The sequence below is a fragment of the Okeania sp. SIO2B9 genome (assembly GCF_010672505.1).
GTDB lineage: Bacteria > Cyanobacteriota > Cyanobacteriia > Cyanobacteriales > Microcoleaceae > Okeania > Okeania hirsuta.
Genome location: NZ_JAAHGK010000004.1, coordinates 1 through 15,375, shown reverse-complemented (window position 1 = coordinate 15,375; position 15,375 = coordinate 1). Strand labels below are relative to the sequence as shown.

11 protein-coding genes and 2 pseudogenes are annotated in these 15,375 nt (G+C 36.3%); 7 read left to right on the top strand and 6 right to left on the bottom strand.

Annotated elements, in window-relative coordinates:
- Window positions 1-8: 8 nt before the first annotated feature.
- From F6K13_RS00600 to F6K13_RS00590, 3 genes are all read left to right on the top strand, one after another.
- Window positions 9-860 (top strand): FeoA family protein, encoded by an 852-nt coding sequence (locus F6K13_RS00600; RefSeq protein ID WP_287286655.1) that lies wholly within the window; start codon window positions 9-11, stop codon window positions 858-860.
- Between the two features lie 625 nt (window positions 861-1,485).
- Window positions 1,486-2,256, top strand: a complete 771-nt coding sequence (gene cobA, locus F6K13_RS00595) for a uroporphyrinogen-III C-methyltransferase (RefSeq protein WP_124155633.1) — start codon at window positions 1,486-1,488, stop codon at window positions 2,254-2,256.
- A 799-nt stretch (window positions 2,257-3,055) separates the two neighbouring features.
- The gene (locus F6K13_RS00590) at window positions 3,056-4,303 is read left to right on the top strand and encodes a J domain-containing protein (protein WP_124145136.1); all 1,248 of its coding nucleotides are present in this window, start codon (window positions 3,056-3,058) and stop codon (window positions 4,301-4,303) included.
- 406 nt (window positions 4,304-4,709) lie between these two features.
- On the opposite strand, the pseudogene F6K13_RS35730 reads toward F6K13_RS00590, so the two are convergent.
- Together F6K13_RS35730 and pyk are read right to left on the bottom strand one after the other, a co-directional pair.
- Window positions 4,710-4,835: pseudogene (locus tag F6K13_RS35730) on the bottom strand (transposase); the annotation flags it as partial.
- A gap of 651 nt (window positions 4,836-5,486) precedes the next feature.
- Window positions 5,487-7,250, bottom strand: a complete 1,764-nt coding sequence (pyk, locus tag F6K13_RS00580) for a pyruvate kinase (protein ID WP_124145137.1) — start codon at window positions 7,248-7,250, stop codon at window positions 5,487-5,489.
- A 501-nt stretch (window positions 7,251-7,751) separates the two neighbouring features.
- Between pyk and crtR the strand changes: the two genes are divergently transcribed.
- The 3 genes from crtR to F6K13_RS00565 all read left to right on the top strand — a co-directional run bounded on the left by crtR (window position 7,752) and on the right by F6K13_RS00565 (window position 9,803).
- Window positions 7,752-8,663 carry a beta-carotene hydroxylase gene (crtR, locus tag F6K13_RS00575; RefSeq protein ID WP_124145141.1) on the top strand — a complete coding sequence of 304 codons (912 nt, stop codon included), beginning with the start codon at window positions 7,752-7,754 and terminating at the stop codon, window positions 8,661-8,663.
- A gap of 574 nt (window positions 8,664-9,237) precedes the next feature.
- The gene (locus F6K13_RS00570) at window positions 9,238-9,579 is read left to right on the top strand and encodes an SDR family NAD(P)-dependent oxidoreductase (protein WP_275670380.1); all 342 of its coding nucleotides are present in this window, start codon (window positions 9,238-9,240) and stop codon (window positions 9,577-9,579) included.
- 92 nt (window positions 9,580-9,671) lie between these two features.
- Window positions 9,672-9,803 carry an SDR family oxidoreductase gene (locus F6K13_RS00565; RefSeq protein ID WP_161564538.1) on the top strand — a complete coding sequence of 44 codons (132 nt, stop codon included), beginning with the start codon at window positions 9,672-9,674 and terminating at the stop codon, window positions 9,801-9,803.
- Window positions 9,804-10,987: 1,184 nt separating this feature from the next.
- On the opposite strand, the gene F6K13_RS00560 is transcribed toward F6K13_RS00565, so the two are convergent.
- The 3 genes from F6K13_RS00560 to map all read right to left on the bottom strand — a co-directional run bounded on the left by F6K13_RS00560 (window position 10,988) and on the right by map (window position 14,295).
- A complete protein-coding gene (locus F6K13_RS00560) occupies window positions 10,988-11,590 on the bottom strand; it encodes a hypothetical protein (RefSeq protein WP_124145138.1) in 603 nt (200 codons plus the stop codon).
- A gap of 130 nt (window positions 11,591-11,720) precedes the next feature.
- The gene (locus F6K13_RS00555) at window positions 11,721-13,397 is read right to left on the bottom strand and encodes a CHAT domain-containing protein (protein ID WP_124145139.1); all 1,677 of its coding nucleotides are present in this window, start codon (window positions 13,395-13,397) and stop codon (window positions 11,721-11,723) included.
- Window positions 13,398-13,533: 136 nt separating this feature from the next.
- A complete protein-coding gene (map, locus tag F6K13_RS00550; RefSeq protein ID WP_375339385.1) occupies window positions 13,534-14,295 on the bottom strand; it encodes a type I methionyl aminopeptidase in 762 nt (253 codons plus the stop codon).
- 300 nt (window positions 14,296-14,595) lie between these two features.
- Between map and F6K13_RS00545 the strand changes: the two genes are divergently transcribed.
- Entirely contained in the window at window positions 14,596-14,793 is a 198-nt protein-coding gene (locus tag F6K13_RS00545) for a CopG family transcriptional regulator (protein ID WP_124146476.1), read from the top strand.
- Between the two features lie 269 nt (window positions 14,794-15,062).
- On the opposite strand, the pseudogene F6K13_RS34825 reads toward F6K13_RS00545, so the two are convergent.
- Window positions 15,063-15,314: pseudogene (locus F6K13_RS34825) on the bottom strand (HAD domain-containing protein); the annotation flags it as partial.
- Between the last annotated feature and the right edge of the window lie 61 nt (window positions 15,315-15,375).

Genomic DNA, 15,375 nt, shown 5'->3' with positions numbered 1-15,375 from the left:
TCTGAACAATTCTTCTTGTTCAGAGACTAGAAGAAAAGGGAGTAGTTTCTAATAAACCAGTGCAAGTCTTGCGGGAAGCCAAATCTTCTAGTTCCTTGCATATTAGAGTCGGTTCAAGCCAAGAAATAAATATCCAACCTGAGGAAGCCGAAATGATAATTGTGAAAACAGATATTTCAGCTAAAGATATGAACCCTGACAGTACAACAGAATTAACTGAACAAGTTAAAACAGCATCATTAGTTTCATTAACTACTATTATTCTAGTTGTTATTTCTGGATTTTATCGCATCCTGATTACTAGAGATATCCATCAAGGAAATCAAGCCAAAGTTGTAACTAATGTTGTTTACAACTCAAGTTCAACAAAGACAAAAAATCAAAGATTAGAGACAGTAGATAAAAGTCAAGTTCAACCAACAATGGTCGGAAGTATTGAGACAGTAAATAAGAAATCTGAATTTCCAGAGAAGGCTGGAAAAAAAAATAATCAAAATACCAACAACCATGTAAAAGCAACAACTAATTCTCCACCCCAAAATATAGAGCCAATAGCTAAAAAGATTACCAACAAAACAGAGTTATTAGAATTAAAACAAAAACTATACAATACTATTGATCAAACCTGGAAAACCCCCATAAATATAACTTCAATATACCTAGTTAAAGTAGATAAAAATGGGGCGATCGCTGCTTACGAAGCGTTTAATCAAATAGCAACAGATAATCTGGAAAAAACACCTATACCCAGTCTAGTTAATTCTGACGCTACTACTCAAAAAGAATTACTCAAAACAGAGTGGGCTGAGTTTACAGTTTTATTTTATGATAATGGTATTTTAGAGGTGCAACCACAGTAATTTAACTTCCCTACTTTAGTTTCGCTGAACGTTTCATGTCTCGCAACTTTTTGTAGGAAAAGAGAAGGTATTTTGGCGTTGCTCAAATGTAATGGTAAGTAGCTGAAGGTAAAATTGAAAAACTTATGTTTTGCATTGATACTTAATCTAAAAATTATTACCGTTCAGCAACACCAAAAATTGAATATGGACATAAAATTAGACTATTTGTATGATTAGAAACAGTAGTTCTAATAACAGCTCAATAACTTATTGACGCTCTCACCGTTAAATCAAAAATTATAACGTGAGATTCTTGTCTCCCAGATTCGTAAGCTTGGTAACAAATCAAATAAATTGAGCTGTACCCCCGTCAGATCATCTCCACAAGCTTTCTTGCTCCGTCTTTACGCTGAGGAAATCTCAGCGCAGGCGGTGCACTTTTCTCTAATCATGCTGGATTAATTTGCAAGCGCTCAATTAACTTACTACTTTGAAATTCATAAGGTGCTGTCTGCGTGGGTTCCCCGCGCAATTTATACGCCCCGTCTCACCGTTAAATCAGCGCGATTATAACGGGAGTCCTCTTTCAAGATTTTTGATAGAATTACTTAACTATATTGCATAATTATCTAAAATAATAAATATGGATCAGTCAAAATGTATAGGCAAAGTCTATCTAGTAGGGGCAGGACCGGGAGACCCGGGACTACTGACACTCAAAGGCAAAGTGCTATTAGAACAAGCAGACGTCGTTATCTATGATGCTCTCGTCAGCTGTCCTATCCTTGCAATGATTAACCCCAATGCAGAAAAAATCAATGCAGGCAAACGTCGCGGTCGCCATTCCCTACCACAAACACAAACAACTCAACTGCTAATTCAAAAAGCTCAAACTCATGCAGTGGTAGTACGTTTGAAAGGAGGCGATCCCTTTGTTTTTGGTCGTGGTGGAGAAGAGATGGAAGACTTAATTCAAGCAGGAATACCTGTAGAAGTTGTTCCCGGTGTCACCTCTGGTATTTCTGCACCTGCTTATGCAGGTATTCCCCTTACCCACAGAAATTATAGTTCCTCAGTTACCTTTGTCACAGGTCACGAAGCAACAGGTAAATATCGAGCAAATGTAAACTGGCAAGCGATCGCCCAGGGTTCAGAAACCATCGTAATTTATATGGGAGTTCATAACTTACATAATATTATCGCAGAACTTATGGTCGCCGGATGTTCCCCAGAAAAACCCATTGCTTTAATTCAGTGGGGAACTCGTCTCGAGCAAAAAGAATTAATTGCTACTCTCGAAACTATTGTAGAACAAATTGAAGCAACTGGGTTTCAAGCACCAGCTATTGCAGTTATTGGTGATGTAGTTAATTTACATCAAATATTAGGTAGTTATCAGCATTATATCATGTGAGGAGTCATTTCAGTTATCAGTTATCAGTTATCAGTTATCAGTTATCAGTTATCAGTTATCAGTTATCAGTACCTCTCTCTGACTAAAGTCAAAAGAATTAAGATTAATATCATACACGCGCTTTACCAACGCCTAAGATTTCTACAGGACTTACGCAAATTCTTAGACAATACGCTATCCGTAGAGGGCGAATGCCATTCGCCCCTACTAGATATAGCGGTTCTGCGTAAGTCCTGTTCTATTTAGGGCTTGCTGATTAAATCTAAAAGTATTTACAGATAAAGGTTTTAGCCTTTTTTGGGTCGAAAAAAGTACCTGGTTTTCAGCTCTTCACGCTCAAAAAGGAGCGTATTTTAGGCGCATAGTTGGGTTTAAAGTTTATCTTTATTGCCTTTAGGGGTTTTTCGATTAAAAATGCAACGTCTTTTTTTTGCTCCTGCTCTACTTAGTATTTTTTCTCTTCCTGATTACGATCATTTTTCAAAACTTGAGAAATTATTATATACAACCTTTAATATGTGTTGTTATTATCGAATCCGATTATACAGTATATTTTTCTAATTATATCCACACTTAAATATTAAATCGGACTACCTTCCCACTTTCCTATCTCTCCCAACTATATAATAAGTATTCAACCGGATTTGTTATTAATGCTCATCGATCGATATAAAGTTAAAAATTCAATATATAAATTCTTGCAAATTGATAAATATCTTGTTTCCAATAAGCATTGAAATACTTTATGATATAATCAACAATAATTGCCTAAAATAGTGCTTTGGGAAACTAGGGTTAGATGGAAAAAGAGTGTAACTATTATGAAGTTCTAGGAGTATCAAAAAATGCTTCTACAGAACAGATTAAAAAAGCTTATCATAGCCTAGCACGTCAGTATCATCCTGATGTAAATCCAGGGGATATAAATGCAGCAGAAAAATTCAAAGAAATCAACTCAATGTATGAAATTCTTTCTGACCCATTGAAGCGATCGCAATACGATCAAACGGTAGGGGAAGCCAAAGAACTATATAAACAAGGAGTTGCAAAAAGTCAGCTTGGAGATTATCAAGGTGCAATAGCAGATTACACAAAAGCACTGGAAATTAATCCTAATTGGGCAGAAGTTTTATATCATAGAGGATTCGCTAATTATAAACTGCAAGATTATCGGAGTGCCGATCTTGATTATACAAAGGCATTATTTTTAGACCCATACTTAGTAGAAGTTTATTATTATCGGGGTCTATGTCGTATGAAATTAAGATACATTCAAGCTGGTATGGAAGACTATAGTAAAGCACTAGAAATAAATCCGAATTTTGCTCACGTTTATTATCAACGTGGTTTAGTTTATCTAGAGTTGCAAGAACATCGTCCGGCAATAATAGATTTCAGAAAAGCTGCTCAACTTTTTGCAGACCAAGGTGATAAAGCTAATTCTCAAAGAGCGCTAGAAGCTATTAAAAGTTTAGACCATTTTTCATGGTTAGAAATACTAGAAATATTTCAGACAACTATTCAGGATGCTTGGATAGCAGTAAAGATTTTTATTCCTAATCCCATAGGAGGTTTATTAGCAGCTTTTACTCAGTTAGAACAAAAAAGAGCATTTAACGTTGCAGTTTTATTTGGCATAATATTTGAATTTTGCTTTGTAGTAGGAACTAATCTAATTTTACAGAGATTAGATAAAGCAAATCATACAGAATTTTTATTATTAATAATTATCGGTATTATTCCCTTTGTAAATTTGACAGTTACAAGTGGTTTTGCCAGACTTATTTTCAAAGCTGATGGTAGTTTAACAGGAGATTTATTTACAGCAGGTGCATCCCTATTACCTCTAGGTTTCATGGTACTACTTAGCGGAGTTTTCAATAACTGGGTAATTAGTATTATTTTAGTTATTTTTGCCCTTTGTTATACAATTTTAACTATGTATAGTGGTTGTCAAAAAATTGCCAATATTTCTGAAGAAAAATCAGCTATAACAGTACCTATTATGTTGCTCCTGACTGGGTTGCCATTTGCTTTAATTCACTAAGCATATTTTTCGGGACTTGTATGTATAACATAAGGAAGAAGGAAGAAAGCATTTAGTTATCTAGGAGAGAAGGAAAAATCTTGCGTTATCTGAGTTTTAAGCTTTTGATATATCCTAACTTTTCCTTCGACTACCATTAAGTGCAGATTTATAGACTCTGCACCCACTGACAATTATTCAGTGTTATACCAAACGTGATCAATATTTGCTACAAATAACTAGGTTATTTCTTAGGAGTCAGGAGCACCGAGTCACCGAGTCAGAATGAATAGCTTTGATACCATTTATTAGTCGGAATTTATCTTTTTAGCTGACCCGCCAATTGATATCACACCAAATTAAAATTATGGTGTGATATCAATTGGCGGTAAATTAGTGGGACTCGATGTCCCACTAATTTACAATATTATTCTGGGGTTTTCTGGTTTTCAATGTACTTTTTCAAAGTGGAAATTGTTACCCCACTGCCAGAAGCAATCAAATAGGAACCATTCCAGAGAACATCTTTCCAGTAAATAGCGTTAAAATGTTGCTGAAAATTCTTTTCTTAATCGTCGGCTTGTAACTGTTTTAACGTTATTAACTAGCTTGCTTAACATAACGTTGGGATCATACTAAAACTTTTAGGTGAACGTGGTTTTCTTCATTGGTGTTATATCATGTGCCTCCTCCTGGGGAACTACGCTATCGGTTGAATACTTATAAATAACCGTTGTGAGTTCTCAGAAGTCAGAAGTTAGGAGGGAGGAAAGGAGGAAAGAAAGAGGAAAGAAACGAGAAAAGTAAAGATAATTTCAGTATTTCTTAGGTACTGTCAGTTCTTACATTTTATTTATAACTGACCCGTCCGAACATAATATTATTCATCATAACTGGTACAAAAATATACCGATACTGAAAAAAGTTCCTAGGCATCGTGACTTTAGCAGGACTTACGCAGTACAACTATATATGGTATATAATCTCAGCATTTTTCTGGATTTCTCACTGCAATTAGTGCCGTTGCGTAAGTCCTGTTTAGATCAAACAAAAATAAAACAGTGATCGCTCTGACCTGAATTCTTACATCGAATATTTATATCATGTCCGGTTGAATATTTATAAATAACTGACAACAGGAAACACAGAAGTAAAATTTACAATTTGTCTTAGCTTATGACTATTCATTCACCTTTAATATGAACTATTTTCGAGTAGCTCCTGAGTATATCGTACCTCTGTGAGCATCCAAAGTCAAAATCGTGCCATCGCGAACCACACTGGTAGCATTCTTCACCCCCACAATAACTGGTAGTCCCAAACGTAAACCAATAATTGCTGCATGACTGGTAATACTATCCTCTTCTGTTACTACTCCTGCAGCTTTTTGCATTACCTCCACAAATTCAGCATCTGTATGATTAACTACCAAAATTTCTCCAGGGTTAAAATCTCGGACTTCTTTTGCACTATGAGCAACACGAGCGCGACCACTAACATATCCCTGACCAATACCAGTACCTTGACCTAACACTGCAGTCACCACCTCAACCTTAACCAGGTCTGTTGAACCTGCCACACCTTGAATTGTACCCGCAGTCATTACCACTAAATCTCCATCAAATAATAACTCCTTCTCCTGAGCAACACTGATTGCAGATTGAAAAGTCTGACCAGCAGAAGCTAAGTCTAACACCAATAATGGCTTTATTCCCCAAACAAGTTGTAACTGTCTAGCAACATCTACATGAGGAGTCACTGCCAGAATAGGAGTTTTTGGTCGAAACTTAGAAACATTTCGCGCTGTTGCACCTGTTTTAGTCAGAGTCATAATAGCTGCAGCATCTATCTGTTCTGCAATTTGACCCACCGCTTGGCTAATTGCATTAGGAATTGAATGACCTGTATCATTCATACTAGAAACGTTGCAAGTGATAATTTCCTGCTCAATGCGTTTGGCGATCGTTGCCATTGTTGCCACCGCTTCCACAGGATAATTACCTACCGCTGTCTCATTAGATAACATTACTGCATCCGTACCATCAATAATTGCATTTGCCACATCAGAAATTTCAGCACGGGTTGCACGGGGGTTATTCGCCATACTATCTAACATTTGAGTAGCAGTAATTACCGGAATTCCCATTCGATTAGATGTTGAGATCAGTCGCTTTTGCAAAAGTGGCACTTCTTCTGCTGGTAACTCCACACCTAAGTCACCACGAGCAACCATTACCCCATTACACAAAGCCAAAATTTCTTCCATTTGTTCGATCGCTTCGTGTTTTTCGATTTTTGCCACCACAGGAACCTTTTTTCCCGCATTAGCAATTAATTGTTTAATCTCTAAGACATCCTGGGGGTTACGCACAAAACTTAATGCTACCCAGTCTACTCCTTGGTCAAGACCAAACATTAAGTCTTTTCGGTCTTTATCTGTCAGTGCTTTAATTGAGAGATAAACCCCAGGAAAATTCACACCTTTATTATTGGAAAGAGGACCACCAACTACAACCCGACAATGTAATTGCTTCTGTACTTTGTCTACTTTTTCCACCAACATTTCTACTTTGCCATCATCAAGAAGAATTTTTGCTCCTTCTGGCACTTCATCTGCTAAGAGTTCATAAGTTACAGAAGACATTTCTTGAGTTCCAGGCATTAAGTTACTGGTCAAAATAAATGGATCGCCCCGTTTTAGAGATATTGAACCATTTTCAAATTTTCCTAGTCTAATTTTTGGTCCCTGAAGGTCTTGCAAGATGGCTACAGGTTGATTTAGTTCAAAAGAAGTTTGTCTAATTAATCGAATGCTGCGTTGGTGATCTTCATGGGTTCCATGAGAAAAGTTAAGTCGTAGGGTTGTTGCACCAGCTTTGATTAACTCCCGAAGTACATCAGGCTTAGTAGTAGATGGGCCAATAGTTGCTACAATTTTAGTTCGGCGTAAGCCATTTTGCAGTTGCATAATTTCAAAGTTTTAACAGTAATAGGTTAAGAGTGGTATCTTGGATTTTTAATTATTTCTGAATAGTAATTACGCTATATATAATAATGTTAATGTTGAAAAAACAAATGATATTTATTTATTTAATAATTAAAGTTAAAGAACGTTGATTAATTCTGGGACAAAGTTACAATAGTGCCTACATTTATTTATGACTATACTACTGGGCGAGATTGATATCTTAGACTACCATACTCAAAGGATGTCAATGCAACTATTAATAATTACTTTTTACTCTTAAAATTATTTAATTAGCAACAATCTGTATTTTTTATAATTTAAGTTTTAGGATCGGGGTCTAATTTATGGGGATCGCGATTAACTTTATTTAATTTCTCCTATAACCAAAGATTCTAATTATTTTGTTTATATTAATAATATTTCATATATCTTTACAAAATTTTGCCTATATCGTATTGTAATAAAAAAAGTCTCAATCAATATAGAGGAGTGCAAATTAAAATGTTGGAGGCAGGGCTGCAAACGACAGTCCCAAGAGAGTTATTAAGCCCGTCTGGAGGCTTAAATACTAACTTACTCATGTTTTTGAGTGCTATAGGAATAATAATTTCCTCAACCTGCGGTTACTGGTACTGGCACTTTCCTGGCTGGTGCTGCTTCTTGATGAATGTTCTAGCCTTACATATGGCAGGAACAGTAATTCACGATGCTTCCCATAATTCAGCCCATAAGAATCGCTTAGTTAATGCTATTTTAGGTCACGGCAGCGCCTTGATGTTAGGTTTTGCTTTCCCAGTATTTACAAGAGTACACCTACAGCATCATGCCCATGTTAACGACCCAGAAAATGACCCAGATCATTTTGTTTCTACTGGTGGCCCCTTATGGCTAATTGCAGCCCGTTTTTTCTACCATGAAATCTTCTTTTTTAAAAGACGACTTTGGCGGAAATTTGAACTATGGGAATGGTTTTTTAGCCGTTTAGTAGTGTTCACAATGATAGGTGTGTCCATATATTTTGGGTTTCTGGATTATATTTTAAATTATTGGTTTTCTCCTGCTTTAGTTGTTGGTTTAGCTCTAGGGTTATTTTTTGATTATTTACCTCATCGTCCTTTCCAGGAACGCGATCGCTGGCACAATGCTAGAGTTTATCCAAGTGGCTTACTCAATATTCTGATTTGTGGACAGAATTACCATTTAATTCATCATTTATGGCCTTCTATACCTTGGTATAATTACAAACCTGCTTATGAAGTTATGAAGCCACTTTTAGATGTTAAGGGTTCTCCTCAATCTTTAGGATTATTGCAAGGAAAAAATTTTTGGAGCTTTCTGTATGATGTTTTTTTAGGAATTAGGTTTCATAAGCACCAGCATTCTCAACCCCAGGAAAAGGGGAAATTAACATGAGAAAAAATTGAGTATCATCAATAATTTTTTGAGCTAATCAAATAATATTTGTGTTAGTTAATATGATTAATTTTTCCGATATTTCTTTCCTTTGTTCTAGTAGCAGATAATTTTTTTGAACTCCAGAATTTTTTTTTGTTTCATTAGTCTCAATTAGTTTTATGTATTGATGGCTTCCAAATTACCGATATTCATGGAAGCCAATCATCAAGAATAAAGAAAAATTTGACACTGAACTAGATAATTTTTTAAATACATATTTAAGAAGGATGCCATAGCACTACCAATTTTTTGCTCGGCATTCAGCTACTAGAAGAATAATTTTGACTTTGATAAAATTATTCTATTTTTCAATGTTATTTTACATTACGGTCATAAACAACAAGCAGCAGAAGCGATCGCCACTCAAATTGGTTAAGATAAATGTTATTTATTAAAAGCAGACTTAGTGGAAAAAAATGTTGCTGTGAAATTATCGCTTTAAGCGATTACCTGGCAAGGTCGTATTGATCTTCTGGTGAATAATGCTGGAATTTTTGTTGCTACTAGCGTAGATGATGAAATAGACATTTGAATTAATGCTTGGCAACAAACTTTGCAAGTAAATTTAGTTGCAGTTGCCGATCTATGTCGAGAAGCAATTCGTCATTTTCAAACTCGTGACGGTGGCACTATTATTAATATTGCTAGTCGAGCTGCTTTTCGTGGAGACGACCCCCAACATATTCACTATGCAGCTTCTAAAGGTGGGGTGATTTCGCTAACTCGTACTATTGCCCGTGGTTTTGTCAAGTCTAATATTTTAGCTTATGCTGTTGCACCTGGGTTTGTGCGTACTGAGAGGTTATTTGTAAATAATTATGAAGTGTTTTTACCCCTGGCAAATTGGGTATTTCAGCCTATAAATCTGGGATAAATAACCAAGTTGTTACAGTTTAAAGGTCAATCATTTTATATTACAAAATTTTACAAACAGTCTCTGAGAGAGTAGAAAGTTATCATCAATAGGTGGGAGAAGATTTTGCTACCCGCGATATTCCTTTGGGTCAGTTGGCAACACCAGAAGACGTTGCTAACGTTGTCGCTTTTTTAGCATCTGGTTTAGCACCTATACTACAGAAGCAACTATTGATATTATAGCAATGTGCGCTCAGGTATTTACAATGTCCAGCTCAAAGTGCAGTAAGCGAACAGGTGTACAAAAAATAATGTGTAAATATGCCAGCGCACATTGCTATAATGGCGCTTCTTATGTACGGTGACATTTTGAATATTTTAGGATTGCTATATTACATTATATCCGGTTGAATAGTTGGGAGGAAGAGTCAGGAGTCACGAGTCAGGAGGAAGCGGGGAAGCAAGGAATATGAGAAGAAAGTTATTGTTTGCGTAAGCACAATGGAGTTTGATCGTACGATTAATTACTTATAATAAAGTTTTTGTTTGTAGTTGGACTTTAGTCCTAATACTAAGTATTGTAAGGGCTAAAACCCAACTAGGAAGCCCTATTATAACTGTTATACCGTAAGCATAGCTCCCCCGAAGGGGGCACATGATATAAATAATTACCCGGACTTGATATTATCGACTCACCCGGAGATCAAATTACAAACATTAAAATTACAAACATATTCAGAAAAAGGGGTTGCACATTATGGAATTATATTGCCAAAAATTAGTTTAGATTATGAATAAAAAAAACCATTAATTAATAGAGTTGTCGCTAAATAGAGGGAAAAAATCGCTCCAACCTAGACAGAGCAATAATTTCAAGGCCTTTTTAGCCTCCAATAGCTACAATCCTTATATAACAAGGTTTTTGGGGGTTTTTGAAGTTATAAAGCGACAAGTCTAATAATTCTAGCAATTCTCAAATTCAAAATCCAATTCAATCAAAAATCTAAAATCATTCGTCACTGTGCAATGCCCAGAAAAAAGTCTAGCAGTTCTCAGTTCAGTTACTCGTCAGTAAATATTGATCATTAAAAAACTAAAAACCGCTATTTCTTAATTAATATACTTGTCGCTTGATAACTTAAAAAATCCCCAAAAACCTTGTTATGTAAGAATTCTAGATATTAGGAAATTAAAAAACTTAGAATGATTGCTCTGTCTAGGTTGGAGCGATTTTTTCCCTTTATTTAGCGACTACTCTAATATACTTGTCGCTTGATAACTTAAAAAATCCCCAAAAACCTTGTTCTATAAGGATTGTAGCTATTGGAGGCTAAAATTACTTGGAATGATTGCTCTGTCTAGGTTGGAGCGATTTTTTCCCCTATATTTAGCGACAACTCTAATATATTAAATTGGGTAGATAAAAATTAATTATTAGCTTTCTCTATAGCATAGAGCGCGATCGCTAAACTCAATCGTGCTTGTTCAACTTCTGACAAATCATACCAAGAAGTTGATTGGATTGTTGCCAAAGTATTTTCTACTGCATCATCATGACTACCACGCATAGAATAAGCTAGGGGACGCGCCATTACTTCCAAATCTTCCAAATCCCAACCTGGTAAAACTTCGCTGACACAATGTACCAATTGGTCTGACAGAGATAGAATAGACCCTAAACTATTCACCTGATCGACAACATTAACAGCAACCTTGCCTAACTTGTTGAGTAAATTATTGGGAGCAAGACCTGAAAACTTCTCAGATAAGGAATTCTGAATATCAATCACAGAAAACAGTTGATCGGTTTGACTTAAAAATTGTTTGCAACCGGAAGTTATTTCCACATCGGTTAGTAAATCAGACAATGGTAACTCCTGCTCAAGAGAATCAAAATAAGAGTCTGATTCTGCTGTTTCTGGATTCCAAGGATAGGCAATATCATCAAGAACTATCGAATTTAATAAATCCAATTCTACTTGAGTAGAATTATTAGCAGAAAACTGAGAGCGGGAAGGCTGATTCTTCATAATTTTATCCTGAGTAAAAATAATTCATCTTCTATTAAATATAGAAGTAGGTAATTAGGAATATTGTTATTTCCTACTTAATCAGCTACAAAAGCAACCTAGCTAGTTCCGCAATTCTAACTTAGATTAACTAGCTAAAATCTTTTGTTGTTTCAATCACAAACTCAAAAGCTTGACCTTGAGAACTGCCAAATTTTACCAGTGTTCCTGATGTTATGGCAACCTCATCACGATGTATTCTTCGCCAATCACCAGACTGATAAATTAAAGTACCAAAACGAGAAATATCTTTTAAGAAATAAATGGGTTCAACCTGTTCGCTCGGAAAGCAACGAGAAAAAATTTCAGCGTGTTTTTGGGAAACCCACCGCTCAAAAATCACCACATCATTTTCCTGAGAACGTCCGACCGCGATCGTACCAGGCCAAATAGGCCAAACTTCATTATTGTTGTCTTGAGAACGTAAAAAAGCTCTAGAAGTTGAACTACTAATCCAAGTCGGAGAGTTAGTGGGTAGTTGAGTTACCAACTCATCGAAGACTTGAATTAATTGACCATTGAACTCTGGGTGCATATATAATACTGGTAAAGTCCAAGCTGGTTGATTAAATCTATAGAGAGTTAATAACTGTTGCCTAGCCACAGCTACTGCTTGATCTATCAACATTCCCTCTGTCAAACATTGCGCAAAAACTTGAATAAAACTCAAAGCTTCTCCATCGGCAATTTCATCTCGCATCCCTAAAACTGCTGGTACTCCATGATGAATTAATACTTCTGCTAGACTACTGCGTGGTATTGCCTGTACTTGACCAGAAGATATATCTGTAGCTGGTTGCGCTCCCCAACAAGCGTTGAATACTGCCAAGGTTACTCCGTTGCGAACCAGAACTTGTGCTAGCTCAGTACCATTAAGAGTAGTCTCAGGTGCTAAAAATAACCAACCGCCATCTGGGCCTGGTTTACCATGGCCAGCATAAAAAAGTACATTATAATTTTCTTTATCTAGATGGGAAATTAATTCTTCTGGAGTCGGTTGAATTAATGTATCGACATTGCAAGGAATAATAGAATTAAATCTGTGTAAATTTTGGTTTGTAATCTCGCGGGGTTTTAAAACCTCAGTTATTCGAGCTGCTTCTTCTTCTAGCTCTAATTTGGACAAAGTAGAAAATTGATGGTCTTTAGCTGAGGATGATTGTCCTTGAGGCGCATTTTCCCCCATCACCAGGAGAATATTCAAATATGGGGAAGGTGGGAGAGGAGGTAAGGAGTGAACGTCACTGGTAGTACGACTAAACAAAATTTCCCTACTTAGAGAAAAGGCAGGTAAAGAAATTCCTGGTTGCATAATTTCCCAGGGTAGGGCAATTAATTCGGGTGCGCGAATATCCAATCTTACTTGTAAGGGCAGTTCTTGGCCAATGGCAATACCTTGACTTTGATGGAGACTTTGAGCAATTTCTCCTTGAAATAGCCACTGCCACAGACTAATACCCAAATTTTGCATCAGGCGACTGGTACGATTAATTTTGACATTGGAAGCAGGGGCAGGATGAATATTTGGAGTTGATGCTAAAGCTGGTTGAGGTGTACCGATCGGAATAGCAGGTAAACTTTGGGGAGAGAATACTTCTAACCAAGCCTTCCAAGCTTGTGACAAGGTTTCTGGCCAAATTTGATCGTGGTGGACATATCCCCGTTGGAAAGGAGCCTGCATTACCCAGATGGCAAAATGATTAGCTTCTGGGATATTCAGGCGGGCGATCGCTATATTTAGGCAAGGACTTTCTGGTGGGAAAGGCATTCAATTTTTTCTAAACTATATATTAAATGTACTCAAAGAAATCTATGTTAATTTACCTATATTATTTTAGGTCTTAAGGCTTCATTCCATAATGAGACATATATTATTTATTTAGACAGAAAATTTGTTTTTTCAATTAATTTAATGTGAGAATTTCCACCCCTTCTTCTGTGACAGCGACAGTATGTTCAAATTGGGCTGAAAGTTTTTTGTCTTTGGTAATTACAGTCCAGCGATCGGCTAAGGTCTTAATATTGTGAGTTCCTTCATTGAGCATTGGTTCAACAGTAAAAACCATGCCAGGGCGTAATTTTAAACCTCGACCTCGTTGGCCATAGTGAGGAATTTGTGGCTCTGTATGAAACTGCCTACCAACTCCATGACCAACCATTTCTCGTACAACAGAAAATCCATTAGCTTTGGCATATTCCTGAATTGCTGTCCCAATATCTCCAACTCTTGCCCCTGGTTTTATTTCAGCAATCCGTAGCATCATACACTCTTCGGTTACTTTTAGCAATTTTTGAGCTGAGGCTGATGGGTTACCTACTAAAAATGTTCTGGAAGTATCACCGTGGTAGCCATCGAGAATGGGGGTAACGTCAATATTGATAATATCTCCGTCTTTGAGTATCTGTTTGGGGTTGGGAATACCATGACAAACTACTTCATTAATACTGGTACAGATAGAACCAGTAAATGGAGGATGACCGGGAGGGGTATAGCCAAGTTGGGCACTGATGGCTCCCTGTGCCTGAGTCCAATTTTCGGCTTCGTCGTTTAATTCTTGAGTGCTAACTCCTGGTTGTACTATTGGTTCAAGATGGTTGAGTAAATTGGCTGCGAGTCTCCCCACTCGGCGCATTTTTTCTAATTCTCTCGTGGAGAGCAAAATAATTCCAGATGTTTTTATAGGAGCTTAACGAAATGTTTGATTGATAATAGTTAAGTTTTTCCGATTCATGGCCAGATGTCATTTCAGTTATCAGTTATCAGTTATCAGTTATCAGTTATCAGTTATCAGTTATCAGTTATCAGTACCTCCTACTGAAATAGGAGGGTTGAGACCTTATTTTTTGGTCAAGATGTATTTGCCAGACTTTGCTAGCAAATTATATTATAGCGAGGCATAGCACAACACAAGTTAGTCAGTTATTTGTATGCTTAATATTAGATAAATAAGTATTAGGTGTTGAAAATGGGCGGAAAAACAGATTTAGATAGAGTTGTAGCTTATATTCCTCCAGAGTGGAAAAAAGAGTTAGAGAAATGGGCAAAAGAGGATGAACGTTCTGTGTCTTGGTTGGTAGGCAAGTTAATTGAGCGAGGTTTAGAAGAACATCGAAACCATCAAAATTCTGAGAAAGTAGTTCAACAATTAATAATTAATAATTAATAATTAATAATTACCTCTCCTTGAAAGTATATAGGATTGACTCCAAGGAAAAATCTTTCTTGTTTCTCCTTTAAAGGAGAGGTTTTAAGCCTTAATTATTCGGTAAATAATTGATGAATAAGAGTAGGATAATTGATTTAATTTTGGATTTTTGGAGATTTATAATAAACATTTCCGATAAGTTAATACGTATTTAAAATGCGTATTGGCAAGTCATAATTCAGAAGTAATATTGGTCTACTAATATGAAGCAATGTAGTTATCCTAGTTCAACTTGCTGATAATAGATAAAGTTCTAAAGCTAATGCTGCTGATGCGTCAAAGCCATTATAAGCATCAGTAATAACTATGTGAGTATCAGGGGGATAATGCTCTGGAATATCATCAATTGCTACCCATGAATATCCTAAACAATTGTTATTTCTTAAAAATTTAACTACTTCTTGATGTCGAATATATTCAAATTGATGGATAATTTCTGGGTCTAAAAAAGGTGTAAACCCAACTACTTTCTCCCTAAAGTCTGGAGAGAATTATTTTCCTTTGAATTTGTTCGGTCTTTATTTTCTCCAGACTTTAGGG